Source organism: Streptomyces nogalater, from assembly GCF_039532885.1.
Lineage (GTDB): Bacteria > Actinomycetota > Actinomycetes > Streptomycetales > Streptomycetaceae > Streptomyces > Streptomyces nogalater.
The window spans coordinates 293,780-317,398 of the sequence record NZ_BAAASM010000006.1 but is presented as its reverse complement, the minus strand read 5'-3'; the positions used below and the strand labels follow the sequence as shown (position 1 = coordinate 317,398).

At 73.6% G+C, this 23,619-nt stretch carries 22 protein-coding genes; 13 read left to right on the top strand and 9 right to left on the bottom strand.

The window, feature by feature from the left end; all coding sequences use genetic code 11:
- Positions 1 to 47 precede the first annotated feature (47 nt).
- The 5 genes from ABD350_RS07160 to paaA are packed head-to-tail and all read right to left on the bottom strand — an operon-like array spanning position 48 to position 3,703.
- A complete protein-coding gene (locus ABD350_RS07160) occupies positions 48 to 1,112 on the bottom strand; it encodes a 2Fe-2S iron-sulfur cluster-binding protein (RefSeq protein ID WP_344346925.1) in 1,065 nt (354 codons plus the stop codon).
- Positions 1,112 to 1,681 carry a 1,2-phenylacetyl-CoA epoxidase subunit PaaD gene (paaD, locus tag ABD350_RS07155; protein WP_344346923.1) on the bottom strand — a complete coding sequence of 190 codons (570 nt, stop codon included), beginning with the start codon at positions 1,679 to 1,681 and terminating at the stop codon, positions 1,112 to 1,114. Before paaD ends, ABD350_RS07160 begins: the two co-directional genes overlap by 1 nt.
- Positions 1,675 to 2,406, bottom strand: a complete 732-nt coding sequence (paaC, locus tag ABD350_RS07150) for a 1,2-phenylacetyl-CoA epoxidase subunit PaaC (protein WP_344346922.1) — start codon at positions 2,404 to 2,406, stop codon at positions 1,675 to 1,677. Before paaC ends, paaD begins: the two co-directional genes overlap by 7 nt.
- Positions 2,403 to 2,690, bottom strand: coding sequence for a 1,2-phenylacetyl-CoA epoxidase subunit PaaB (gene paaB, locus ABD350_RS07145; protein WP_344346921.1), 288 nt, complete (start codon positions 2,688 to 2,690; stop codon positions 2,403 to 2,405). Before paaB ends, paaC begins: the two co-directional genes overlap by 4 nt.
- On the bottom strand, positions 2,687 to 3,703 hold the full coding sequence (gene paaA, locus ABD350_RS07140) for a 1,2-phenylacetyl-CoA epoxidase subunit PaaA (RefSeq protein ID WP_344346920.1): 1,017 nt from the start codon (positions 3,701 to 3,703) through the stop codon (positions 2,687 to 2,689). The genes paaB and paaA overlap by 4 nt, the downstream gene beginning before the upstream one ends.
- Before the next feature lie 926 nt (positions 3,704 to 4,629).
- Between paaA and ABD350_RS07135 the strand changes: the two genes are divergently transcribed.
- From ABD350_RS07135 to ABD350_RS07125, 3 genes are read left to right on the top strand one after another with little or no spacing between them, the layout of a single operon-like run.
- Positions 4,630 to 5,289: a DUF5819 family protein gene (locus ABD350_RS07135; protein WP_382466728.1), complete on the top strand. Its 660-nt coding sequence runs from the start codon at positions 4,630 to 4,632 to the stop codon at positions 5,287 to 5,289.
- Positions 5,286 to 6,497 carry an HTTM domain-containing protein gene (locus tag ABD350_RS07130; protein ID WP_344346918.1) on the top strand — a complete coding sequence of 404 codons (1,212 nt, stop codon included), beginning with the start codon at positions 5,286 to 5,288 and terminating at the stop codon, positions 6,495 to 6,497. Before ABD350_RS07135 ends, ABD350_RS07130 begins: the two co-directional genes overlap by 4 nt.
- Positions 6,494 to 7,246, top strand: a complete 753-nt coding sequence (locus ABD350_RS07125; RefSeq protein ID WP_344346917.1) for a TrmH family RNA methyltransferase — start codon at positions 6,494 to 6,496, stop codon at positions 7,244 to 7,246. Before ABD350_RS07130 ends, ABD350_RS07125 begins: the two co-directional genes overlap by 4 nt.
- Here the strand turns inward: ABD350_RS07125 and paaN are convergent.
- The gene (paaN, locus tag ABD350_RS07120; RefSeq protein WP_344346916.1) at positions 7,243 to 8,937 is read right to left on the bottom strand and encodes a phenylacetic acid degradation protein PaaN; all 1,695 of its coding nucleotides are present in this window, start codon (positions 8,935 to 8,937) and stop codon (positions 7,243 to 7,245) included. The genes ABD350_RS07125 and paaN overlap by 4 nt on opposite strands.
- Positions 8,938 to 9,086: 149 nt before the next feature.
- Here paaN and ABD350_RS07115 point away from each other — a divergent pair, with 149 nt between their 5' ends.
- Complete coding sequence (locus ABD350_RS07115; RefSeq protein ID WP_344346914.1) at positions 9,087 to 10,601, top strand: 3-hydroxyacyl-CoA dehydrogenase; 1,515 nt, start codon at positions 9,087 to 9,089, stop codon at positions 10,599 to 10,601.
- Entirely contained in the window at positions 10,598 to 11,185 is a 588-nt protein-coding gene (locus ABD350_RS07110; RefSeq protein WP_344346913.1) for a TetR/AcrR family transcriptional regulator, read from the top strand. Before ABD350_RS07115 ends, ABD350_RS07110 begins: the two co-directional genes overlap by 4 nt.
- 2 nt (positions 11,186 to 11,187) lie before the next feature.
- Here ABD350_RS07110 and ABD350_RS07105 read toward each other — a convergent pair whose 3' ends face one another.
- The gene (locus ABD350_RS07105; protein ID WP_344346912.1) at positions 11,188 to 11,673 is read right to left on the bottom strand and encodes an Lrp/AsnC family transcriptional regulator; all 486 of its coding nucleotides are present in this window, start codon (positions 11,671 to 11,673) and stop codon (positions 11,188 to 11,190) included.
- 190 nt (positions 11,674 to 11,863) lie between these two features.
- On the opposite strand from ABD350_RS07105, the gene pdhA reads away from it, so the two are divergent.
- The 7 genes from pdhA (at position 11,864) to ABD350_RS07070 (ending at position 19,941) form a co-directional block, all read left to right on the top strand.
- Positions 11,864 to 13,039, top strand: a complete 1,176-nt coding sequence (gene pdhA, locus ABD350_RS07100) for a pyruvate dehydrogenase (acetyl-transferring) E1 component subunit alpha (RefSeq protein WP_344346911.1) — start codon at positions 11,864 to 11,866, stop codon at positions 13,037 to 13,039.
- The gene (locus tag ABD350_RS07095) at positions 13,036 to 14,040 is read left to right on the top strand and encodes an alpha-ketoacid dehydrogenase subunit beta (protein ID WP_344346909.1); all 1,005 of its coding nucleotides are present in this window, start codon (positions 13,036 to 13,038) and stop codon (positions 14,038 to 14,040) included. The genes pdhA and ABD350_RS07095 overlap by 4 nt, the downstream gene beginning before the upstream one ends.
- Entirely contained in the window at positions 14,040 to 15,413 is a 1,374-nt protein-coding gene (locus ABD350_RS07090) for a dihydrolipoamide acetyltransferase family protein (RefSeq protein WP_344346908.1), read from the top strand. The genes ABD350_RS07095 and ABD350_RS07090 overlap by 1 nt, the downstream gene beginning before the upstream one ends.
- A 94-nt stretch (positions 15,414 to 15,507) precedes the next feature.
- Positions 15,508 to 16,422, top strand: a complete 915-nt coding sequence (locus ABD350_RS07085; RefSeq protein ID WP_344346907.1) for an NTP transferase domain-containing protein — start codon at positions 15,508 to 15,510, stop codon at positions 16,420 to 16,422.
- Entirely contained in the window at positions 16,419 to 17,837 is a 1,419-nt protein-coding gene (locus ABD350_RS07080) for a molybdopterin molybdotransferase MoeA (protein ID WP_344346906.1), read from the top strand. The genes ABD350_RS07085 and ABD350_RS07080 overlap by 4 nt, the downstream gene beginning before the upstream one ends.
- Entirely contained in the window at positions 17,834 to 18,931 is a 1,098-nt protein-coding gene (locus tag ABD350_RS07075; protein WP_344346905.1) for a potassium channel family protein, read from the top strand. The genes ABD350_RS07080 and ABD350_RS07075 overlap by 4 nt, the downstream gene beginning before the upstream one ends.
- 29 nt (positions 18,932 to 18,960) lie before the next feature.
- A complete protein-coding gene (locus ABD350_RS07070) occupies positions 18,961 to 19,941 on the top strand; it encodes an NAD(P)H-quinone oxidoreductase (protein WP_344346904.1) in 981 nt (326 codons plus the stop codon).
- 46 nt (positions 19,942 to 19,987) lie between these two features.
- On the opposite strand, the gene ABD350_RS07065 is transcribed toward ABD350_RS07070, so the two are convergent.
- Positions 19,988 to 20,905 carry a hypothetical protein gene (locus tag ABD350_RS07065; protein ID WP_344346902.1) on the bottom strand — a complete coding sequence of 306 codons (918 nt, stop codon included), beginning with the start codon at positions 20,903 to 20,905 and terminating at the stop codon, positions 19,988 to 19,990.
- 173 nt (positions 20,906 to 21,078) lie between these two features.
- Here ABD350_RS07065 and ABD350_RS07060 point away from each other — a divergent pair, with 173 nt between their 5' ends.
- On the top strand, positions 21,079 to 21,618 hold the full coding sequence (locus tag ABD350_RS07060; protein WP_344346901.1) for a bacterial proteasome activator family protein: 540 nt from the start codon (positions 21,079 to 21,081) through the stop codon (positions 21,616 to 21,618).
- A 166-nt stretch (positions 21,619 to 21,784) separates the two neighbouring features.
- Here ABD350_RS07060 and ABD350_RS07055 read toward each other — a convergent pair whose 3' ends face one another.
- The gene (locus ABD350_RS07055) at positions 21,785 to 23,428 is read right to left on the bottom strand and encodes a protein kinase domain-containing protein (RefSeq protein WP_344346900.1); all 1,644 of its coding nucleotides are present in this window, start codon (positions 23,426 to 23,428) and stop codon (positions 21,785 to 21,787) included.
- Positions 23,429 to 23,619 lie beyond the last annotated feature (191 nt).

The window sequence follows — 23,619 nt, the reverse complement described above, 5'->3', positions numbered from 1 at the left end:
AGCCGGGACCGCGGGACAGGTTCGGGGAGAGCCGAACGGGTGGCGCGTCAGCGGTCGAAGTCCAGCTCCACCCTTTCCGTCAGCGGATGCGACTGGCAGGCCAGCACATACCCGGCTTCCGTCTCCTCCGTCTCCAGCGCGAAGTTGCGGTCCATGCGCACCTCGCCCGCGACCAGGAAGGCCCGGCACGTCCCGCACACCCCGCCCTTGCAGGCATAGGGCGCGTCGGGCCGGTTGCGCAGCACCGCCTCCAGCAGCGACTCCCCCTCCCGCACCGGCCAGGTGCCACCGCGCCCGTCCAGCCGCGCCGTGACGGTGCTGTGCGCGGGGGCCGCCGCCGTCGCCGCGGGGGCCGAGCCGGCGTCCACGTGGAAGATCTCCTGGTGGATGCGGTCCCGTGCCACGCCCAGGTCGCGCAGCGCCCGCTCGGCGCCCTCGACCAGCCCGTACGGCCCGCACAGGAACCAGCCGGCCACCTCCGCCACCGGCAGCAGCGCGGGCAGCAGCCCCGTGAGCCGCTCCCGGTCGAGCCGGCCCGATGGCAGGCCCGCCTGCTGTTCCTCCCGGGAGAGCACGGTCACCAGCTGGAACCGCTCGGGGTAGCGGTCCTTCAGGTCGGCTACCTCCTCCAGGAACATCGTCGAGGCGGCCGTCCGGTCGCTGCGTATCAGACAGAACCGGGCCCGCGGTGCGCGCGCCAGCAGTGTGGCGACGATGGACAGCACCGGGGTGATGCCGCTGCCGCCGACCACCGCCGCGTACCACCCCGGTGCCGGGTCCAGCGTGAAGCGGCCCGCCGGGGTCATCACCTCCAGCTCGTCCCCGACGTTGATCTCCTTCAGCGCGTACGTGGAGAAGGCCCCGCCCTCCACCAGCCGCACCCCCACCCGCAGGGTGGCCGGCCCCTCGCCGGCCGGGTCGGGGGCGGGGGAGCAGATGGAGTAGGTGCGGCGGATCTCCGTGCCGTCCACCCGGCGGCGCAGCGCGACGTGCTGGCCGGGCGCGTGCCGGTACTGCTCGCGCAGTTCGGGCGGGACGGAGAGGGTGAGGGCGACGGAGTCGTCCGTGAGCCGGTCGACCGCGGCCACCGGGAGCGGGTGGAAGCGTGCCATCACAACTCCTTGAAGTGGTCGAACGGTTCACGGCAGCCCAGGCACCGGCGCAGCGCCTTGCACGCGGTCGAGGAGAACCGGCTCAGCAGCTCGGTGTCGGCAGAGCCGCAGTGCGGACAGCGGACTGGTTCCGGTTCGGTGCCGGGGTCCGGGGCCGCGCCCAGGCGGGGGTGCGGGGCCGCGTTCGCGGTGCGGGTCGGGCCCAGGGCCAGCGGGACCGGGCCGGCGGTCCGCCGGGTGCGGGGCGGGGCGATGCCGAACTCCCGGAGCTTCTGGCGTCCTTCGGGGGTGATGTCGTCGGTCGACCAGGCGGGGCTGAGCACCGTGCGGACGGTGACCTCGCGCATGCCGTGGGCGCGCAGCACCCGCTCTATGTCGACGCTCATCGCCTCGATGGCGGGGCAGCCGGTGTAGGTGGGGGTGAGATCGACCTCCACCGCGTCCGTGCCGTGGAGATGTACCGCGCGGAGCACGCCCAGCTCCCGCAGCGTGAGCACGGGCAGCTCGGGGTCGGGCACCGCACCGGCCAGCTCCAGCAGCTCCGCCTCCAGGGCGGTGCCGGTCACCATGTCGCCCCCGGGTGGCTGCGGTGCAGGTGCTGCATCTCGGCGAGCATCCGGCCGAACGGCTCGGTGTGCAGGCCCTGCCGTCCGGCACCCGCCGACCAGGCACCGGTGCGCGGTCCCTCGGGGAGGGTGAGGGTGGCACGGGTGAGCACGTCCTCGACGGACTCAAGCCACCGCTCCTCCAGCCGCGTCCAGTCGACGGCCAGGCCCTCCACCGGCTGGAACAGTTCCCCGGTGTACCGCCACAACGCGGCGCACGCCCGGGCCATCCGCTCATGGCTGGTCTCCGTGCCGTCGCCCAGCCGGAGCGTCCACTGTTCGGCGTGGTCGCGGTGGTAGGCGACCTCCTTCACCGCCTTGGCGGCCAGTGGCGCGAACGGGCCGTCACCCGCGGCCAGGTCGGCGTAGAGGAGGTGCTGGTAGATGGAGAAGTACAGCTGGCGGGCGATGGTGTGGGCGAAGTCGCCGTTCGGCTGCTCGACCAGCTGGAGGTTGCGGAAGGCCCGTTCGTCGCGCAGGTAGGCCAGTTCGTCCTCGTCGCCGGCCAGCGACAGCAGCACCCGGGCCTGGCCGAGCAGGTCCAGGGCGATGTTGGCGAGGGCGACCTCCTCCTCCAAGGCGGGGGCGTGTCCCGCCCATTCCCCGAGGCGGTGGGAGAGCACCAGGGCGTCGTCGCCGAGGGCGAGCGCGGCGGTCGCCGGGACGGTGGCGGGGCCGGTGGCGGTCACAGGTGCTCCACCCCTTCCGGGATCTCGTAGAAGGTCGGGTGCCGGTAGGGCTTGTCGGCGGCCGGCTCGAAGAAGGGATCCTTCTCGTCCGGCGAGGAGGCGGCGATGGCGGAGGCCGGGACGACCCAGAGGGAGACGCCCTCCCCGCGCCGCGTGTACAGGTCGCGCGCGTTGCGCAGGGCGAGCTCGGCGTCGGGCGCGTGCAGGCTGCCGGCATGGGTGTGGGACAGGCCGCGCCGGGAGCGGACGAAGACCTCCCACAGGGGCCAGTCGGTGGTGCTCATGCTCGCGTCGCTCCCGTCCCACCGGTGTCGCCGGTGTGCTTGGCCGCGTAGGCCGCGGCGGCTTCCCGTACCCACGCGCCCTCCGCATGGGCGCGCCTGCGCTGGGTGAGGCGCTGTTCGTTGCAGGGGCCGTTGCCCTTGACGACCTCCCAGAACTCCGTCCAGTCGAGCGGTCCGAAGTCGTAGTGCCCCCGCTCCTCGTTCCACCGCAGTTCCGGGTCGGGGAGGGTGAGGCCCAGGGACTCGGCCTGCGGGACGCAGATGTCCACGAAGCGCTGGCGCAGTTCGTCGTTGGAGTGGCGTTTGATCTTCCACTCCATCGACTGCGCGGAGTGCTGGGACTCGTCGTCGGGCGGGCCGAACATCATCAGCGACGGCCACCACCAGCGGTCCACCGCGTCCTGGGCCATGGCGTGCTGTTCCGGTGTGCCCTTGCTGAGGGCCAGCAGCAGTTCGTAGCCCTGACGCTGGTGGAAGGACTCCTCCTTGCAGATCCGGACCATCGCGCGGGCGTACGGACCGTAGGAGCAGCGGCACAGGGGGACCTGGTTGATGATCGCGGCGCCGTCCACCAGCCAGCCGATCGCTCCGACGTCGGCCCAGCTCAGGGCCGGGTAGTTGAAGATCGAGGAGTACTTCTGGCGGCCGGTGTGCAGCTTGTCGAGCAACTCGTCACGGCTGACGCCGAGTGTCTCGGCCGCGCCGTACAGGTACAGGCCGTGGCCGACCTCGTCCTGGACCTTGGACATGAGGATGGCCTTGCGGCGCAGGGAGGGCGCGCGGGTGATCCAGTTGGCCTCCGGCTGCATGCCGATGATCTCGGAGTGCGCGTGCTGGGCGATCTGCCGGACCAGGGTCGCGCGGTAGGCATCCGGCATCCAGTCGCGCGGTTCGATGCGCTCGTCGGCGGCCACGGTCGCGTCGAAGGCGCGCTGGTAGGCCGTCGTGTCGGCGGTGTCCGGCGCGCCGTCCGCCTCTGTACGGTCCGTGCGCTGCGCGGCTGCTGTGGCCATGCGGTCCCCCTGACCTCGGCTCTGCGGTGAACACTGTCCTTCCAGCCCGGCCCGACCGATCGTTCGGTCCGTGCGCAATCCATGGTGAGCCGGGCCACCTCGGGGTGTCAACCACTGTGGAAAACTCCCGGCGCGACCTGTGGACAACGGGCGGGGACGTGCGGGGCGGGCCGGGCCGAGGGGAGTCGGGGACGCGGCGAGGGGTTCGGGCAGGGGCGTGCCGTGGTGAGGGTGAAGGTGTCAGGCGAGGGCTTGGTGGTCAGGGGTGCCGGCGGATGCCCGCACTGCCTGGTCGCAGCGTCGGGCGGAGCGCCGGAGGCCGGGCCGGCCGTGTCCCCGGCCGGCCCCCGTGGCGTGGGCCACGCCCTCGGTTCGTACCCGGAGCTGCGCCCGGTGCCCCCGGCTGAGTACCGTTCCGTGCGGGCGCCGAGAGCCGGCGCCCGCGCAGCATGCGGCGCTCGTGGCGAACCCGGCGCCGACGGGCTGCCCCGCCCGGCCGGACGCCGGACGGACGAGACCGAGCGGAACGACCGGGCCGAACGACAACGAGCCGAAACGGGGGACGGGACCCAATGGACGCGTACGACGAGGACTCGCGGGAACCGCGGGCTCCCGACGGGCCGGCCGGGACGCGTCTCCCGGAACAGCCGCCACGGCCGGCCCCACCGCCTGCCGCCCCATCCGAGCCCCGTATCACCGTGCCCGCGCCGGAGTCCCGTACCACCGTGCCCGCACCGGAGCACCGCGCCGCCGTGCCCGCGCCCGAGTCGCGCGCCGGTGTCACCGGGCCTGGTCCCCGTACCGCCGTTCCCGCTTCCGACCCCCGTGCCGGTGACACCGGCACGGGGCCGCACCCCGGCCGGCCCGCTTCCGAGCCCAGCGCCGGCGGCACCGTGTCCGCTTCCGAGCCCCGTATCGGTGGGCTCGTGTTCTGGCCCCGTACCGGTGTGGCCGCCCTCTCCACCGGCTATCAGGTCGTCGCCGCGTTCGCCCTCGCGGTGATCGCCGTGGCCGCCTGTGTGCATCTGCTGATGGTGTTCCTCACCCTCGCGCCCTCCAACACCGTGACGAAGCGGCACGGCGAGGCGATAGAGGACTGGGTGTACCCCGAGTTCGAGCAGAACTGGAAGCTGTTCGCCCCGAACCCGCTCCAGCAGAACATCGCCGTACAGGTCCGCGCCGAGGTGCGCATGCGCGACGGCGGGCTGCGCACCACCGGGTGGACCGACCTGTCCGCCCAGGACGGCGCCGCCATCGACGGCAACCTGGCGCCCAGCCACACGCAGCAGAACGAACTGCGCCGGGCCTGGGACTTCTTCGCCGCCACCCACGGCGCCGACAACCGCGCCGTGGGTCTGCGCGGCTCGCTGTCGGAGCAGTACCTGCGCCGGATCGTGGTGATGCGCCTGTACCGGAGCGATCCGACGAGCCGGGAAGGCGTGATCCAGCGGGTGCAGGTCCGTTCCAGCACCACCAATGTGCAGCCGCCGCCCTGGAGCCGTGAGCGCGTGTCCGACAAGCCCGTCTACCGCCTGCTGCCCTGGTGGTCCCTGACGCCCGACGAGGCCGCGGGAGGCGTGCGGTGAACCGTCTCTTTCTGACGCTGGCGAACGGTATCGCCCGGGTCACCGGGGCGGCCCTCGGGCCGTACCAGAGCGCCGTGATCCGGATCGGGTTCGCGGGGACCTGGCTGCTGTTCCTGCTGCGCGAGTTCCCCCACCGCCAGGAGCTGTACGGTCCCTCCGGACCGTGGGGCTGGAACCTCGCCAAGCAGCTGACCGCCGACAACCGCGCGTTCACGGCGCTGCTGTGGTCCGACGGGCGGCTCTGGTTCGAGGTCTGCTACCTGCTGGCCATCCTCGCCGCCGTGGCCCTGGCGCTCGGCTGGCGCACCCGGACCTCGTCCGTGCTGTTCATGATGGGCGTGCTGTCGCTGCAGAACCGCAGTGTCTTCATCGGTGACGGCGGCGACAACGTCCTGCACCTGATGTCGATCTACCTGGTGTTCACGCGCTGCGGACAGGTGTGGTCCCTGGACGCCCGCCGCGCGGCCCGGGCGGAGGCGGCACGCGCGCGCGGGGAGCGGGTGACCGCCGACCTGGTGGGGCCGGCGCTGTGGGCGGTGCTCGGCCTGGCGCTCCTCATCGCGACGGTGACCGGGCGGTTCGTCAGCGGCTGGCAGATCCCGGTGCTGCTGTGGACGGTGTGGGCGGGGCACGCTCTGCGGTGGGCCGTCGAACGGTGGGCGGTCCGGCGGGACCCCCGGCTCCTGCTGGACGTCATCGCCAACATCCTGCACAACGGCGCCCTGGCCGTGATCATGGCCGAGGCGTGCCTGATCTACGCCACGGCCGGCTGGTACAAGGTCCAGGGCTCGCGCTGGCAGGACGGCACCGCCGTCTACTACCCGCTCCACCTGGACTACTTCTCGCCCTGGCCCGGGCTCGCGGACCTGATGTCCTCCAGCGGCACGATCATGATGATCGTGGCCTACGGGACGGTCATGGTGCAGGTCGCCTTCCCGTTCACCCTGTTCAACCGGCGGGTCAAGAACGTCCTGCTGGTCGTGATGATGGCCGAGCACGCGGTGATCGCGGTCGTCCTCGGCCTGCCGTTCTTCTCGCTGGCCATGATCGCCGCCGACGCGGTGTTCCTGCCGACGTCGTTCCTGCGCCGGCTCGGCGACCTGGCGGCACGCGCGCAGGGGCGGATCACCGGGAACACCGGATGCGAGGTCCCGGTCGCGCGCTCCACGGAGAAGAGCACGGCCGACCACGTAGGGTTCACCGCATGACCGACCCGCTGAGCCGCTGGCGCGCGCACGCGGAGGGCGCCGTCCTGCTCGACGGTTTCCACGCCCTCAAGCACGCGCTGCGCTTCGGCGCCGAGGTGCCGGTCGCGGTCACCACCGACCGGCAGGCCGCGCTCGGCCTCGCCGAGGAACTGGCCGGGGACGTCCGCGGCACCCTGGACGCCCTGCTGACGGAGGTGTCCGGGCAGGAGTACGCCGCCCTCGTGCCGCGCCCGCATCCGACCGGTGTGGCCGCCCTCGCCGTACGGCCGTCCCGCGCGGCCGGTCTGCGCGCGCTCGCCCGCACGCCCCGCACCGCCCCCGTCGTGGTCCTGGACAACCCGCGCAACCTGGGCAACACCGGAGCCGTGATCCGGCTCGCCGCCGGTTTCGGGGCGACGGGGGTGGTCACCACGGGCACGCTCGATCCCTGGCACCCCACCGTGGTGCGCGGCGGCGCCGGCCTGCACTTCGCGACCGCCGTGGAGCGTCTGGACCTCGACGACCTGCCCGCCGGGCCGCTGTTCGCGCTCGACCCGGAGGGCGAGGACATCCGGGGCACCCGGCTGCCGGACGACGCCGTCCTGGCCTTCGGCTCGGAACGCACCGGCCTGTCGGCCCAACTACGCGCCCGCGCCGACCACCTGCTGCGCCTGCCGATGCGCCCCCAGGTCTCCAGTTACAACCTCGCCACCAGCGTGGCGATGACGCTGTACCACTGGAGCGCGACCGGGGGCGCGCCCCTGCCCTAGGCCTCCCGCCGCACCTCCACCATCCGGAAGCGGTTGGCCACGAAGGCACTGTCGGTCAGGGCCGCGTTGGCCGCCGGGTTGCCGCCGGAGCCGTGGAAGTCGGAGAAGGCGGCCGTCTGGTTGACGTAGACCCCGCCGGTCAGGTTGAGGGAGAGCTGGGCCGCCTCCTCCAGGCAGGCCTCCTCGACGGCCTGCTCGGTGGCGGCGTCCGTGGTGTACGCGCCGACCGTCATCGCGCCCTTCTCCCGGACGGTGCGGCGCAGCAGCTCCACGGCGTCGGCCGCCGAGTCCACGGCGACCGCGAAGGAGACCGGGCCGAAGCACTCGCTCATGTACGCGGCCTCGTCGTCCGGCTTGGCGCCGTCCAGCTTGACGACGACGGGGGTGCGGACCACCGCGTCCGGGAACTCCGGGTTGGTGATCTCGCGGGAGGCGAGGGCGACTTCGCCGAGACCGGCCGCGGCCTCCAGGCGGGCCCTGACGTCCGGGTTGACGATCGCGCCCAGCAGCGCGTTCGCGCGGGCGTCGTCGCCGAGCAGGCCGTCGACCGCGCGGGCGAGGTCGGCGGTGACCTCGTCAAAGGACTTGTGCCCCTGGTCGGTGGCGATGCCGTCGCGGGGGATGAGCAGGTTCTGCGGGGTGGTGCACATCTGGCCGCTGTACAGGGACAGCGAGAACGCCAGGTTGGACAGCATGCCCTGGTAGTCGTCCGTGGAGTGCACGATCACCGTGTTGACGCCGGCCTTCTCCGTGTAGACCTGCGCCTGGCGGGCGTGGGTCTCCAGCCAGTCGCCGAACGCCGTAGACCCGGTGTAGTCGATGATCTTGATCTCGGGGCGCAGCGCCAGGGTCTTGGCGATGCCCTCGCCGGGCCGTTCGGCGGCCAGCGCGACCAGGTTCGGGTCGAAGCCCGCCTCGGCGAGCACGTCCCGGGCGATCCGGACGGTCAGCGCGAGCGGCAGCACGGCGCGCGGGTGCGGCTTGACCAGGACCGCGTTGCCGGTGGCCAGGGACGCGAACAGGCCCGGGTAGCCGTTCCAGGTCGGGAAGGTGTTGCAGCCGATGACCAGGCCGATGCCGCGCGGGACCGCGGTGAACCGCTTGGTGAGGACCAGCGGGTCGCGCTTGCCCTGCGGCTTCGTCCACTCCGCCTGCTCGGGGGTGCGGACCTGCTCCGCGTACGCGTACGCCACCGCCTCCAGGCCGCGGTCCTGGGCGTGCGGGCCGCCCGCCTGGAACGCCATCATGAACGCCTGGCCGGAGGTGTGCATGACCGCGTGCGCGAACTGGTGCGTGCGGTCGCTGATCCGCTTCAGGATCTCCAGGCAGACCACGGCCCGCAGCTCCGGGCCCGCGTCCCGCCAGGCCCGCTGCCCGGCCCGCATCGCGGGCAGCAGCACGTCGAGGTCCGGATGCGGGTAGGTCACGCCCAGCTCGATGCCGTACGGGGAGGCCTCCCCGCCCACCCAGTCGTCGACGCCGGGCTGGTCGGCGAGGTCGAGGCGGTGGCCCAGCAGGGCGTCGAAGGCGGCCTTGCCCGCCGCCGCGTCCAGGCTGCCGTTCTCGCCGTACGCCTTCGGGTGCTCGGGGTGCGGGGACCAGTACGCGCGCGTGCGGATCGCCTCCAGCGCCTGGTCGAGCGTGGGCCGGTGCTTCCGGAGCAGTTCGTGGGCGGTCGGTTCGGCGGCCATGCGGGACCAACTCCTCGTCTGGAGAGCCTCTTCATCGAGTCCGTGACCTGGGCAGGGACTGCCCGTCGGAGCTAGAGTAACCGAACGATCGGTCGGGACAAGGGGGTCCGCCGCATCTGTGGAAAACGTCGTGCGGGAGGATCGCGCCCATGACAGCACTCGACCTCAGCAGCCCCGTGGCCGTCGTCGGCACCGGCACCATGGGCCAGGGCATCGCCCAGGTCGCGCTGGTCGCCGGCCATCCCGTACGGCTGTATGACGCCGTACCCGGGCGGGCCCGGGAGGCGGCCGAAGCGATCGGCGCCCGGCTCGACCGGCTCGTGGAGAAGGGCCGGCTCGCCGCCGGTGCCCGGGACGCGGCCCGCGCCCGCCTCACGCCCGCGGACGGCCTCGCCGAGCTGGCCGACTGCGCCCTCGTCGTGGAGGCCGTCCTGGAGCGGCTGGACGTCAAGCAGCGGCTCTTCGGCGAGCTGGAGGAGATCGTCGCCGAGGACTGCCTGCTGGCCACCAACACCTCTTCGCTGTCGGTGACGGCCATCGGCGGCGCCCTGCGTCACCCGGGCCGTTTCGTCGGCCTGCACTTCTTCAATCCGGCGCCGCTGCTGCCGCTGGTGGAGGTGGTCTCCGGCTTCGCCACCGACTTCACCTCGGCCACGCGCGCGTACGAGACCGCCCGTGCCTGGGGCAAGACCCCGGTGGCCTGCGCCGACACCCCCGGCTTCATCGTCAACCGCGTCGCCCGTCCCTTCTACGCCGAGGCGTTCGCCGTCTACGAGACCCAGGCCGCCGACCCCGCGACCATCGACGCGGTGCTGCGCGAGTCGGGCGGTTTCAAGATGGGCGCCTTCGAACTGACCGACCTGATCGGCCAGGACGTCAACGAGTCCGTCACCCACTCGGTGTGGCAGTCCTTCTTCCAGGACGTGCGCTTCACCCCCTCCCTGGCCCAGCGCCGGCTGGTGGAGTCCGGCCGGCTCGGCCGCAAGAGCGGGCGGGGCTGGTACGACTACGCCGAGGGTGCCGAGCGGCCCGAGCCGCACACCGCCGACAAGGAGCAGCCGCCCGCCTATGTCGTCGCCGAGGGCGGCCTGGGGCCGGCGGCCGAACTGCTCGCGCTGATCCGCGAGGCGGGCATCGAGGTCCGCGAGGAGGACGAGGACCACGGCACCCGCCTGGTGCTGCCCGGCGGCGGCCAGCTGGTCCTCGCCGACGGCCAGACCTCGGCGGAGTTCCGGGACGTCGTCTACTTCGACCTCGCCCTTGACTACCGCACGGCGACCCGGATCGCCCTGTCCGCCTCCCCGGACACCTCGCCGCGGACCCTCGCCGAGGCCACCGGACTCTTCCAGGCGCTCGGCAAGGACGTCAGCGTCATCGGCGACGTCCCCGGCATGATCGTCGCGCGCACCGTCGCCCGGATCATCGACCTCGCCCACGACGCCGTCGCCAAGGGCGTGGCCACCGAGGAGGACATCGACACCGCGATGCGCCTGGGCGTCAACTATCCGCTCGGGCCCTTCGAATGGGGCCGCAGGCTCGGCCGCGACTTCGCCTTCGACATCCTGGACGAGATGCACGAGCGCGACCCCTTTGGACGCTACGCGCCCTCCCTCGCGCTCTACCGTCACGCCTATGCCAACGACCGGCGGGAGAGCACCCCATGACCACGGCCAGACGCGACACCTACACCCCCGAGACGCTGCTCTCCGTCGCCGTGCGGGTCTTCAACGAGCGCGGCTACGACGGCACGTCCATGGAGCACCTGTCCAAGGCGGCCGGCATCTCCAAGTCGTCGATCTACCACCACGTCAGCGGCAAGGAGGAGCTGCTGCGCCGGGCCGTCAGCCGCGCCCTGGACGGCCTGTTCGCCATCCTGGACGAGGAGCACGCGCGCGTGGGGCGCGCCGCCGACCGGCTGGAACACGTCGTGCGCCGCATGGTCGAGGTGCTCACCGCCGATCTGCCCTATGTGACGCTGCTGCTGCGCGTGCGCGGCAACACCGAGACCGAGCGGTGGGCGCTGGAGCGGCGCCGCGACTTCGACCACCGGGTGGCCGAGCTGATGAAGGCGGCGGCGGCCGACGGGGACATACGCGGCGATGTGGAGGTGCGGCTGGCCACCCGGCTGGTCTTCGGGATGATCAACTCCATCGTGGAGTGGTACCGGCCGGAGGCGCGCGGCGCGAACGGCCCGGAGATGGCCGACGCGGTCGTCCGGCTGGTCTTCTCCGGGCTGCGCCGGGCCTGACCTCAGCCGTCCGGCTCCAGGTCCTCCTCCTCGAACACCAGCAGCGTGCGGGTGCTGAGCACCTCGGGGATCGCCTGGAGCCGCGTCAGCACCAGCTCGCGCAGCGCCCGGTTGTCGGGCGTGTGCACCAGCAGCAGCACGTCGAAGTCGCCCCCCACCAAGGCGATGTGGGAGGCCCCCGGCAGCTGCCGCAACTGCTCGCGGACCGTGCGCCAGGTGTTCTGGACGATTTTCAGCGTGATGTACGCGGACGTGCCGTGACCTGCCCGTTCGTGGTCCACGCGAGCGCTGAAACCCCGGATCACCCCGTCCTCGACGAGCCGGTTGATCCGGGCGTAGGCGTTGGCCCGCGAGACGTGGACGCGCTCGGCGACGGACCGTATCGAGGCGCGGCCGTCCGCCTGGAGGATCCTCAGGATGTCCTGGTCGATGGCGTCCAGCGGGCGCGGCGCCGGCAGCGCGCCACTCTCCTGCGGTCCGTCGGCCATTTGTTCAGGCACCATGTTCCCCCGCTTTCCCGGCGTGGACGTCCTGCGTTCATTGCAGGCTGTGGAGAACCGTTTGTCCACAGCCTCGGGGTGCCTGTAGCCAAAATGCCCCGTCAACCGAACAATCGGTAGGTGAGACGGGTCACAGCCGCTCCGTCTCCCGTAGCCGCTCCCACGAGGAGGTGCCGTCATGACGGTTCTGGAGCAGCGGGGCGCGTACCGGCCATCGCCGCCGCCCGCCTGGCAGCCCCGTATGGACCCCGCGCCGCTGCTGCCCGACGCCGAGCCGTACCGCGTCCTCGGCACCGAGTCGATCGCCGAGGCCGATCCGGGTCTGCTGCTGCGGCTCTACGCCCAGCTGGTGCGCGGGCGCCGCTTCAACACGCAGGCCACCGCCCTGACCAAACAGGGCCGGCTCGCCGTCTACCCGTCCAGCACCGGCCAGGAGGCCTGCCAGATCGGCGCCGCCTTGGCCCTGGAGGATCGCGACTGGCTCTTTCCCAGCTACCGCGACACGCTCGCCGTCGTCGCCCGGGGCGTGGACCCGGTCGAGGCGCTCACCCTGCTGCGCGGCGACCGGCACAGCGGCTACGACTCCCTCACCCACCGGGTGGCCCCCCTCAGCACCCCGCTGGCCACCCAGCTGCCGCACGCCGTCGGCCTCGCCCACGCCGCCCGCCTCAAGGGCGACGACGTGGTGGCGCTGGCCCTGGTCGGCGACGGCGGCACCAGTGAGGGCGACTTCCACGAGGCGCTGAACTTCGCCGCCGTATGGCGGGCCCCGGTCGTCTTCCTGGTCCAGAACAACGGCTTCGCCATCTCCGTCCCGCTGGCCAAGCAGACCGCCGCGCCCTCCCTGGCCCACAAGGCCGTCGGGTACGGCATGCCGGGCCGGCTGGTCGACGGCAACGACGCCGTCGCCGTGCACGAGGTCCTCGGCGAGGCCGTACGGCACGCACGCGCGGGCGGCGGCCCGACCCTGGTGGAAGCGGTGACGTACCGCCTGGACGCCCACACCAACGCCGACGACGCCACCCGCTACCGGGAGGACGCCGAGGTCGCGGCCTGGCGCGCGCACGACCCGGTCGAGCTGCTGGAACGCGAACTGACCGCACGCGGGCTGCTGGACGAGGCCGGCATCGAGGCCGCCCGGCAGGACGCCGAGACCATGGCCGCCTCCTTGCGCGAACACATGAACCGGGAACCCGAACTCGACCCCCTGGGCCTCTTCGACCACGTCTACGCCGAGAGCACCACCCAGCTGCGCGAACAGCGCGAACTGCTGCGGGCCGAGCTGGAAGCCGAGCAGGAACGCTCCGGCGCGGCCGGCGAGGAGCCCGGCGCGCGGGAAGGCGGCGCCCGATGACCACCGTCGCCGTCAAGCCCGCCACCCTGGCCCAGGCGCTCACGCGCGCGATGCGCGACGCCATGGCCGCCGATCCCACCGTGCACGTCATGGGCGAGGACGTCGGCGCCCTCGGCGGGGTCTTCCGCGTCACCGACGGGCTCGCCAAGGAGTTCGGCGAGGACCGCTGCACCGACACCCCGCTCGCCGAGGCCGGCATCCTCGGCGCCGCCGTCGGCATGGCGATGTACGGCCTGCGCCCGGTCGTGGAGATGCAGTTCGACGCCTTCGCCTACCCGGCGTTCGAGCAACTGGTCAGCCATGTCTCCCGGATGCGCAACCGCACGCGCGGCCGGATGCCCATGCCGATCACCGTCCGCGTCCCCTACGGCGGCGGCATCGGCGGCGTCGAGCACCACAGCGACTCGTCCGAGGCCTACTACATGGCCACCCCGGGCCTGCACGTCGTCACCCCGGCCACCGTCGCCGACGCCTACGGGCTGCTGCGCCAGGCCATCGCCTCCGACGACCCGGTGGTCTTCCTGGAACCCAAGCGGCTGTACTGGTCGAAGGACACCTGGAACCCCGAGCAGCCCCCGGACGTGGCGCCCATCGGGCGCGCGGTGGTGCGCCGCCCCGGCAGCAGCGCCACCCTGATCACCTACGGTCCCTCGCTGCCGGTCTGCCTGGAGGCCGCCGAGGCCGCCCGGGCCGAGGGCTGGGACCTGGAGGTGATCGACCTGCGGTCCCTGGTGCCCTTCGACGACGAGACGGTCTGCGCGGCCGTCCGGCGCACCGGCCGCGCGGTCGTCGTCCACGAGTCCACCGGGTTCGGCGGCCCGGGCGGCGAGATCGCGGCCCGGATCACCGAGCGCTGCTTCCACCATCTGGAGGCCCCGGTGCTGCGCGTGGCCGGCTTCGACATCCCCTACCCGCCGCCCATGCTGGAGCGGCACCAGCTGCCCGGCGTCGACCGCGTCCTGGACGCCGTGGCCCGGCTGCAGTGGGAGGCCGAGGGCTGATGGCTCAGGTGCTGGAGTTCAAGCTGCCCGACCTCGGCGAGGGGCTCACCGAGGCGGAGATCGTCCGCTGGCTCGTCCAGGTCGGCGACGTGGTCGCCGTCGACCAGCCGGTGGTCGAGGTGGAGACGGCCAAGGCGATGGTCGAGGTGCCCTGCCCCTACGGTGGCGTGGTCACCGCCCGCTTCGGCGAGGAGGGCACCGAACTGCCCGTCGGCGCCCCGCTGCTGACGGTCGCCGTCGGCGAACCCGAAAGCGGCCCGGAGAGCTCGGGCAACGTCCTGGTGGGCTACGGCACCCAGGCGCCGGCGGCCCGCCGGCGCCGGGTCCGGACGGGCACGGCCGCCGCCGACGGCCGGGACCGGCGGCCGGGCACCGCCGACGCCGCCCCCCACGCGCGCGTGGCCGCACCGGAGCCCCCGCCGGCCGCCGTCCCCGCACCCGCCGAGGGACCGGTGCCCGTGATCTCCCCGCTGGTGCGCAAGCTCGCCCGGGACCACGACGTCGACCTCAGGCAACTGACCGGCTCCGGCCCGGACGGCCTCATCCTGCGCGCGGACGTCGAGAACGCCCTGCGCACCCGGGCCGCCCACGCGGGCCCGGCCGCCGACCAGGCCGTACCGTCCCCCGCCGGCACAGCCGGCGAGCAGGCCGCGGCGATCCCCGAGGCCGCGCCCCGCGCCGAGGGCGAGGTGCGGATCCCGCTCAAGGGCGTCCGCGGCGCCGTCGCCGACAAGCTCTCCCGCAGCCGCCGGGAGATCCCGGACGCGACCTGCTGGGTCGACGCCGACGCGACCGAACTCATGCGCGCCCGGGCCGCCATGAACGCCGCCCTGGGCCCGAAGGTCTCCCTCCTCGCGCTGCTCGCCCGGATCTGCACCGCCGCGCTGGCCCGGTTCCCCGAGCTGAACTCCACCGTCGACACCGAGGCCCGCGAGATCGTCCGGCTCGGCCGCGTCCACCTCGGGTTCGCCGCCCAGACCGACCGCGGGCTGGTCGTGCCGGTCGTCCGGGACGCCCACAGGCGTGACGCCGAGTCCCTGACCGCCGAGTTCGCCCGGCTCACCGAGGCCGCCCGTACCGGGACGCTGACCCCCGGGGAGCTCAGCGGCGGCACCTTCACGCTGAACAACTACGGGGTCTTCGGCGTCGACGGCTCCACGCCGATCGTCAACCACCCCGAGGCGGCCATGCTCGGCGTCGGCCGCATCGTGCCCAAGCCGTGGGTGCACGAGGGGGAACTGGCCGTCCGTCAGGTCGTGCAGCTCTCGCTCACCTTCGACCACCGGGTGTGCGACGGCGGCACGGCGGGCGGCTTCCTGCGCTACGTGGCGGACTGCGTGGAACAGCCCGCGGTGCTGCTGCGCACCCTGTGAAAGCACAGGATGCGCACCCTGCGGGAGAAGAGCGTGCGCATCCTGTGACCCGGGCCGGGTCCGCAAGCAGGGGCCGGCGGGACATACTCGGGGGGTGACCGACGCCGCACCCGCCGCCCCCGGGACACCCGCCCCGTACGACGCCGTCGTACTGGCCGGCGGTGCCGCCCGTCGGCTCGGCGGCGCCGACAAGCCCGGCGTCCGGGTCGGCGGCCGGGCGCTGCTCGACCGGGTGCTCGCGGCCTGCGCGGACGCCCGGACGACCGTCGTCGTGGCCGCGCCCCGGCCCACCGCCCGGCCGGTGCGCTGGACCCGCGAGGAACCGCCCGGCGGCGGGCCGCTCGCCGCCCTGGCGGCCGGACTGCGGCACACCACCGCCGGGCACACCGTGGTCCTCTCCGCCGACCTCCCCTTCGTCCGGCCCGGTACGCTCCGGCGGCTCCTCACCGCCGTGCGCGACACCGGCGCCGACGGTACGCTGCTCACCGACGCGGGCGGCCGCGACCAGCCGCTCGTGGCCGCCTACCGCACCGCCGCCCTGCGCCGTGAACTGGCCGCCCTCACCGCCGCCCACGGCGACCTCACCGGACTGCCCCTGCGCCGGCTCACCGGAGCCCTCCGCCTCACCCGCGTCCCGGACCCGCTCGCGTCGTTCGACTGCGACACCTGGGACGACATCGCCGACGCCAGGGCACGCATCAGGGAGCATGGGTACGTGTTGGATGAATGGATCTCCGCAGTCAAGGACGAGCTGGGCATCGACCTGGACGTCGACACCGGCGTCCTGCTCGACCTGGCCCGTGACGCCGCCCACGGCGTGGCCCGCCCCGCCGCCCCGCTGACCACCTTCCTCGTCGGCTACGCCGCGGCCCGGGGCGCGGGCGGCCCCGAGGCCGTCGCCGAGGCCGCCCGCAGGGCCACCGCGCTGGCCCTGCGCTGGGAAGAGGAGAACGGCGCGGCCGGGAAGAGCGCGAGCGGCGGGGGCCCGAGCGCCCCGGACGCCGGATGACCGCCCCCGGCACCCCGGCCGGGGCGCCCGCCGCCGACACCGACGACCTCGACGTCGAGGAGGCCCTGGCGCTGGTGCGCGAACCCCACAGGGAACCCCGGGACGACGGTCCCGCCCGCTCGCCCGGCTCACCGGCCCCGGGGCAGCCCGGTGAGCGGCCCGCCGAGCGACACACGGCCACACCCTGGCCCCACGCCCGCGGGATCGCCGCCCGCGCCGCCCGCACCACGCGCGCCCACGGCCGGCAGAGCACGGCGGACATCCCGGCCGGGGACCGGCGCGCCCCCGTCTCCATGCCCCTCGGCGACGCCCTCGGACTGGTGCTGGCCGCTCCCCTGGACGCCCTCACCGACCTGCCCTCCTTCGACACCTCCGCGATGGACGGCTGGGCGGTCGCCGGGCCCGGACCCTGGCAGGTACGGGAGGAAGGCGTGCTCGCCGGGCACGCCCAGCCCGAGCCGCTCACCGACGGCGAGGCGGTCCGCATCGCCACCGGCGCCCGCATTCCCGCCGACACCACCGCCGTCCTGCGCACCGAGCACGGCCGGACCGACGCCCAGGACCGGCTGCACCCCACCCGCGAGATGCTCCACGGCCAGGACATCCGCCCCCGGGGCCAGGAGTGCCGCACCGGCGACCAGTTGCTGCCCGTCGGCACCCTCGTCACCCCCGCCGTCCTCGGCCTCGCCGCGGCGGCCGGCTACGACACGGTCACCGTCGTTCCCCGCCCCCGCGCCGAAGTGCTGATCCTGGGCGACGAGTTGCTGACCGCCGGCCTGCCGCACGACGGGCTGATCAGGGACGCGCTCGGCCCCATGCTGCCGCCCTGGCTGCGGGCGCTCGGCGCCGACGTCATCGCGGTGCGCCGGATCGGTGACGACCCGCGGGCGCTGCGCAAGGCGGTCACCGCCTCCCGGGCCGACCTCGTCATCACCACGGGCGGCACCGCCGCCGGGCCCGTCGACCACGTCCACCCGGTGCTGGAGCGCATCGGCGCCGAACTCCTCGTGGACGGTGTCAAGGTACGGCCGGGCCACCCCATGCTGCTGGCCCGCACCAAGGAGCACCAGCACCTCGTCGGCCTGCCCGGCAACCCCCTCGCGGCCGTCTCCGGACTGCTCACGCTCACCGAACCGCTGCTGCGGACCCTCGCCGCCCGCCCCGCCCCCGAGCCGTACACCCTGCCCCTGAAGGAGGCGGTGCAGGGGCACCCGTACGACACCCGTCTCATCCCCGTGGTGCTGCGCGGGGACCACGCCGTGCCGCTGCACTACAACGGCCCGGCGATGCTGCGCGGCGTCGCCGCCGCCGACGCGCTGGCCGTCGTACCGCCGGGCGGGAAGCGGCCGGGCGAGGAGGCGGAGCTGCTGGACCTGCCATGGGCGACCGCCGGAATCGGGGTGTGTTTCACGTGAAACTTCCGGGCCATGACGCCATCGCCCGCCAGGCGAACGAGCATCTGGTAACCCATCGGGTGCAACTCCCGAGAAAAGTGGTGGAGCGACCGATCCGCCAGGTCGTCAGACGGCTGGTCATGGCCCTGGCGGTGCTGGTGGCCACCGCGTTCATCGTCTATGCCGACCACGAGGGCTACAACGACAACGCCGACGGCTCCGTGGATCTGCTCGACGCGTTCTACTACGCGACCGTGACCCTCTCCACCACGGGATACGGCGACATCACCCCGGTCAGCGACGGCGCCCGGCTCACCAACATCTTCCTCATCACGCCCCTGCGCGTGCTGTTCCTGATCATCCTGGTCGGCACCACGCTGGAAGTCCTCACCGAACGCACCCGTGAGGAATGGCGCCTGAACCGCTGGAGGTCCGTCTTGCGCGATCACACCGTTGTCATCGGCTTCGGCACGAAGGGGCGGTCGGCCATCCAGACCGTCTGCGCGACCGGGCTGAAGAGGGAGCAGGTCGTCGTGGTCGACCCCAGCTCCAAGGCGATCGACGCGGCGAACGCCGAGGGGTTCGCCGGGGTGATAGGCGATGCCACCCGCAGTGATGTGCTCAAGCGGGCCGAGGTGCACAAGGCGCGGCAGATCATCGTCGCCCCGCAGCGCGACGACACCGCGGTCCTCGTCACGCTGACCGCCCGCCAGCTCAACCGCGGCGCCAAGATCGTGGCCGCCGTCCGCGAGGAGGAGAACGCCCCGCTGCTGCGCCAGTCGGGTGCCGACGCCGTCATCACCAGCTCCGGCGCGGCCGGCCGGCTGCTCGGCCTGTCCGTGCTGAGCCCCGCCGCCGGCATGGTGATGGAGGACCTCATCCAGCAGGGCAGCGGGCTGGACCTCGTGGAACGGCCGGTGGTGCGCGGCGAGGTGGGCAAGACACCGCGCGAGACGGACGACCTGGTGGTGAGCGTCATACGCGGACACCGGGTGCTGGGCTACGACGACCCGTCCGTCGGCACCCTCCAGCTGACCGACCGGCTCATCACCATCGTCCGGGCCAGCCCGGGCAGCCAGGTCGCCCCGGACACCCGCCCCCTCCCACACGGCTGACCGGGCCGGTGGGGAGTAGCGTCGCCCGTATGCATGCGATCACGATTCCCCAACCCGGTGGTCCCGAGGCTCTGGTGTGGGCGGACGTCCCCGATCCGGTGCCCGGCGAGGGAGAGGTGCTGGTCGAGGTGGCGGCCAGCGCCGTCAACCGTGCCGACATCCTTCAGCGCCAGGGCGCCTACTCCCCTCCGCCCGGCGCCTCTCCCTACCCCGGCCTGGAGTGCTCCGGCAGGATCGCCGCGCTCGGCCCCGGCGTCTCCGGCTGGGCCGTCGGCGACGAGGTGTGCGCGCTCCTGGCGGGCGGCGGCTACGCCCAGAAGGTCGCCGTACCGGCCGGGCAGCTGCTGCCCGTGCCCGAGGGCCTGCCCCTCCGGCAGGCGGCGGCGCTGCCCGAGGTGGTCTGCACGGTCTGGTCCAACGTGTTCATGGTCGCTCATCTGCGCCCCGGTGAGACGCTGCTGGTGCACGGCGGTTCCAGCGGCATCGGCACCTTGGCGATCCAGCTCGCCAAGGCCGTCGGCGCCAGGGTCGCGGTGACCGCCGGCACGAAGGAGAAGCTGGACCGCTGCGCCGAGCTGGGCGCGGACGTGCTCATCAACTACCGCGAGCAGGACTTCGTCGCCGAGATCAAGCAGGCCACCGACGGCGCGGGCGCCGACGTCATCCTCGACAACATGGGGGCCAAGTACCTGGACCGCAACGTCCAGGCCCTCGCCGTCAACGGGCGCCTGGCGATCATCGGTATGCAGGGCGGAGTGAAGGGCGAGCTGAACATCGGCGCGCTGCTCGGCAAGCGGGGCGCCATCAGCGCGACCTCGCTGCGCGGCCGTCCGCTGGACGAGAAGGCGGCCATCGTCGCCGCCGTCCGCGAGCATGTGTGGCCGCTGCTCGCCGCCGGGGACGTCCGGCCGATCGTGGACCGCGAGCTGCCGATGCCGGAGGCGGCCGAGGCGCACCGGCTGGTGGAGGCCAGCGGACACATCGGCAAGGTGCTGCTGGTGGCGCCGTAGCGGTCCGGTGAGCCGGCCGGACCCCGCCTTGGCGAGGCCCGGCCGGTCAGCTTCTGCGCAGCCTCAGGCCCAGCAGGGCCAGGCCGAGACCGAGGCCTATGAGCACCAGGCCGCTGCCCAGCGGCAGGATCCGCAGGACCGGCTCCGCCACGGCCTCGCTCCGCGGGGCCGCCTGCCGGGTGCGGGGCCGGGGCGGGGCGGAGCCCGGGCCGGCCTCCTCGGCCGGTTCCTCGGAGAGGGCGGGCACGTCCGTGGTCTCCGGTTCCGCCGGCTGGGCTGCCGGGGTGGCGGCGGAGCCGTCGTCCTCCTCCGCGTCGGGCGCGAGCCGGTCCGGCCGGCCCGGGCGCATCCGTCCCTCTCCGGCCCGGCTGCCCGCCCGGGTGGGTTCGGTCCAGGCGAGCGAGCGATAGGGGTGGGCCGAGGCCGAGGCGGAGTCGGACGGCATGGGCACCGGGGACGCCGAGTCCTCGGGGTCCTCGTGCGCGAGCCCGGCGGAGGCGGACGGTCCCCGGCCGGGCCGGTCGCGGCCCGGATGGTCCTGGCCGGGGTGGTCCCGGCCGGGGTGGTCCCGGTCCGCGTCGTCCCGGTCGGTGTGGTCCCGCTTCGGGCGCTCCTGGTCCGGGTCGCCGTGGTCCGCGTCCGGATGCCGCTCGTGCGGGCGCGCCCCCGCGGGACGGACCTCCGCGGCATGGACCTCCGCGGAATCGGCCCCGGCGGAACGGGCACCGGCCGAGTGTTCCGGGGACGGGTGCCTCGGTACCGCCCGCCCCGGCGGCGCGTCGCGCGCGGGTCCCTGCCGCCCCTCGCCGTATCCCGGGGCGGACACGGGCGCCGGGCCAGGCTCGGCGGTGTGCGCGGGCGGACTGCCGTACACGACGGCGATGCCGTACCACGGCAGCGCCGCCGCCGTCAGGACGGCCGGCAGCCGCAGACAGCGGAGCGTGAGTCGCAGGCGTGGAGTCACGTCGGTGACCTCCCGGAGCCCAGGTGTCGTGACCGATGGATAACCGACGGAACCAGCCTCACATCCCCTTCGGAAGAGGGCATTTCGGATTGGGCCGTCGGGTCGACACGGCGGATCCGCGCCACGCGGGGGCGCCACGGTGCCGAGGTGGGGGCGTGCGAGAGAATGGCGGCATGGAGATGCCGAGGAACGAACGGTCGCCGGAGAATCCCCAGATCCTCGTCGTGGGTCAGGACGGGATGGCACTCGGCGGCGGGGACGAGGACTCCCGCGAGACCCCGGTGACGGAGCAGGTGGAGCAGCCGGCCAAGGTCATGCGGATCGGCAGCATGATCAAGCAGCTGCTGGAGGAGGTGCGGGCGGCTCCCCTCGACGAGGCCAGCCGGGTACGGCTGAAGGAGATCCACGCCAGCTCCGTGAAGGAGCTGGAGGACGGCCTGGCCCCCGAACTGGTCGAGGAACTGGAACGGCTCTCCCTGCCGTTCACCGACGACGCCACCCCGAGCGACGCGGAACTGCGGATCGCGCAGGCGCAGTTGGTGGGCTGGCTGGAAGGCCTCTTCCACGGGATCCAGACGACGCTGTTCGCCCAGCAGATGGCCGCGCGGGCCCAGCTGGAGCAGATGCGCCGCGCGCTCCCGCCGGGGGTGACCGGGCACGAGGGCGGCGACGAACACCACCCGGGCGGCCGTTCGGGCGGCCCGTACCTGTAACCGCTGGGCCGCTCCCCGAGCGGCCCACTCGATCCGACCACGACACGACGAGGGCCCGGCGGTCGTCCGCCGGGCCCTCGGCCTGTCCCGTCACCGTGGGCGTGCCGCGCGGGCCGGGCTCCGCCCGCCGGGCACCACGGCCGGATCGCTCACCACGGACGGATCACTACTGCGGGGGATTGCCCGTCGACACGCTCAGCTCGATGGTGCCCACGTCGTCCGGGTCGACATCGGCGCCCTGCGCGGGGAACTGCTTCAGCACGGTCCCCTCGCCCCAGGTGTTGTCGTCCTCGTGGGCGATCTTCCACTTCCAGCCCGCGGCCTGGAGGCACTCCTGCACGGAGTCGAAGTCCTTGTACCGGAAGTCGGGCAGCTCGATCTTGGACGAGTCCTGCCACGACTCCTGCGGGTCGGTGCACTCGCTCTCGTCGATCCGCCGCGTGTGGTCCGGCCCGCGGTAACCAGCCCGGTGGGGCGCGGACGCCGAGGGGACGGCGCCGCCGCCCTTGACCTCCTCGCCGCTGTCCTTGAGGGTCAGCGCGACGGTCACCCCGGCGACCACGATGGCCGCCACCGCGACCGAGGTGATGATCACCGGCCGCCTCCCGCGCCCGGAGCCGCCGGACGGCCGGGACGGCTGGGCCGGCCGGGGCGCCATCACGTACGGCGGCGGGGTCTGGGCGGCGCCCTGCGGGCCGTAGGCGGCGGGCGGAGTGGGGTAACCGGCCTGCGGCGGGTAGCCGTAGGCCGGGGCGGGCGTCGGCCGGCCGTACGGGTTCGGTGCCGGGGCGGGGGCCGGCTGGTACGGCATCCGCGGCTGCCCCTGCGGGGCCGATGCCGCCTGGTCGACCGGCGGGAACACCGCGGAGCCGACACCCGAACCGCTCTGCCGCGGCCCGGCGTCCGGCACGATGCTCGGCGGCACCGCCTGGAGGGAGGCCGCGACGCGCAGGCACTCGGCGCGCATGGCCTCGGCGGTCGGAAAGCGTTCGTTGGGGTTCTTCCTCAGCGCGCGGGCGACCAGCGCGTCCACGGCGGGCGGCAGCGCGCGGTTGACCGAGGAGGGCGCCACCGGCTCCTCCTGCACATGCGCGTAGGCGATCGCCAACGGCGAGTCCGCGTCGAACGGCAGCCGCCCGGTGACCAGCTGGAACAGCATGATGCCGACCGAGTACAGGTCGGAGCGGGCGTCCACGCCACGGCCGAGGGCCTGCTCGGGCGAGAGGTACTGCGGGGTGCCCACGACCATGCCCGTCTGCGTCATCGAGGTGACGCCGGACTGCATGGCGCGGGCGATCCCGAAGTCCATGACCTTGACCACACCGCGCTTGGTCGTCATCACGTTGCCCGGCTTGATGTCGCGGTGGACCAGCCCCATCTCGTGGCTGATCTCCAGGGCGGCGAGCACGTCGGCGGTGACCTTCAGCGCCTTGTCGGCGGGCATCGCGCCGTACTGCCGGATGTCCTCCTCCAGGACCGAGCCGAGCGGCCGGCCCTCGACGTACTCCATGACGATGTACGGCGTGGCCATGCCGTTCAGCTCGTCCTCGCCGGTGTCGAAGACGGAGACGATGTTGGTGTGCGTGAGCTTGGCCACGGCCTGCGCCTCGCGGCGGAAGCGCTCGCGGAACGCCGGTTCCCGGCCGAGTTCGGTGTGCAGGGTCTTGATCGCGACCGGACGGTCCAGCACCGTGTCGTGCGCCAGGTGCACCGAGGCCATGCCGCCCTCGCCGAGCAGGTCGCGCAGCTGGTAGCGGCCCTGGGCCAGGGCCTGCCCCGCGTACCGGCCCGGTGCGCCGTGCTGGCTCATCTCTCCGCGTCCCCCACTGGCCGTCCGGCGCCGTGATCCAGCGAACAGGCCTTGATCGAATGTCTCATTCCCGGCCAAGTCTGCCGGAGGGCACCGACACGTCAAGCTCGGTGCCCGTTCCGTGACCGTACGCGCAAGAAGCGTCGCGCAAGCGTTACAGGGGACGTACGACCGGCGCACAGAATTTGCAC

Coding starts and splice junctions, on each gene's coding strand:
- ABD350_RS07160 (WP_344346925.1), bottom strand. CDS start 1,112: ATGGCACGCTTCCACCCGCTCCCGGTGGCCGCGGTCGACCGGCTCACG.
- paaD (WP_344346923.1), bottom strand. CDS start 1,681: ATGGTGACCGGCACCGCCCTGGAGGCGGAGCTGCTGGAGCTGGCCGGT.
- paaB (WP_344346921.1), bottom strand. CDS start 2,690: ATGAGCACCACCGACTGGCCCCTGTGGGAGGTCTTCGTCCGCTCCCGG.
- paaA (WP_344346920.1), bottom strand. CDS start 3,703: ATGGCCACAGCAGCCGCGCAGCGCACGGACCGTACAGAGGCGGACGGC.
- ABD350_RS07125 (WP_344346917.1), top strand. CDS start 6,494: ATGACCGACCCGCTGAGCCGCTGGCGCGCGCACGCGGAGGGCGCCGTC.
- paaN (WP_344346916.1), bottom strand. CDS start 8,937: ATGGCCGCCGAACCGACCGCCCACGAACTGCTCCGGAAGCACCGGCCC.
- ABD350_RS07115 (WP_344346914.1), top strand. CDS start 9,087: ATGACAGCACTCGACCTCAGCAGCCCCGTGGCCGTCGTCGGCACCGGC.
- ABD350_RS07110 (WP_344346913.1), top strand. CDS start 10,598: ATGACCACGGCCAGACGCGACACCTACACCCCCGAGACGCTGCTCTCC.
- ABD350_RS07105 (WP_344346912.1), bottom strand. CDS start 11,673: ATGGCCGACGGACCGCAGGAGAGTGGCGCGCTGCCGGCGCCGCGCCCG.
- pdhA (WP_344346911.1), top strand. CDS start 11,864: ATGACGGTTCTGGAGCAGCGGGGCGCGTACCGGCCATCGCCGCCGCCC.
- ABD350_RS07095 (WP_344346909.1), top strand. CDS start 13,036: ATGACCACCGTCGCCGTCAAGCCCGCCACCCTGGCCCAGGCGCTCACG.
- ABD350_RS07090 (WP_344346908.1), top strand. CDS start 14,040: ATGGCTCAGGTGCTGGAGTTCAAGCTGCCCGACCTCGGCGAGGGGCTC.
- ABD350_RS07080 (WP_344346906.1), top strand. CDS start 16,419: ATGACCGCCCCCGGCACCCCGGCCGGGGCGCCCGCCGCCGACACCGAC.
- ABD350_RS07070 (WP_344346904.1), top strand. CDS start 18,961: ATGCATGCGATCACGATTCCCCAACCCGGTGGTCCCGAGGCTCTGGTG.
- ABD350_RS07060 (WP_344346901.1), top strand. CDS start 21,079: ATGGAGATGCCGAGGAACGAACGGTCGCCGGAGAATCCCCAGATCCTC.
- ABD350_RS07055 (WP_344346900.1), bottom strand. CDS start 23,428: ATGAGCCAGCACGGCGCACCGGGCCGGTACGCGGGGCAGGCCCTGGCC.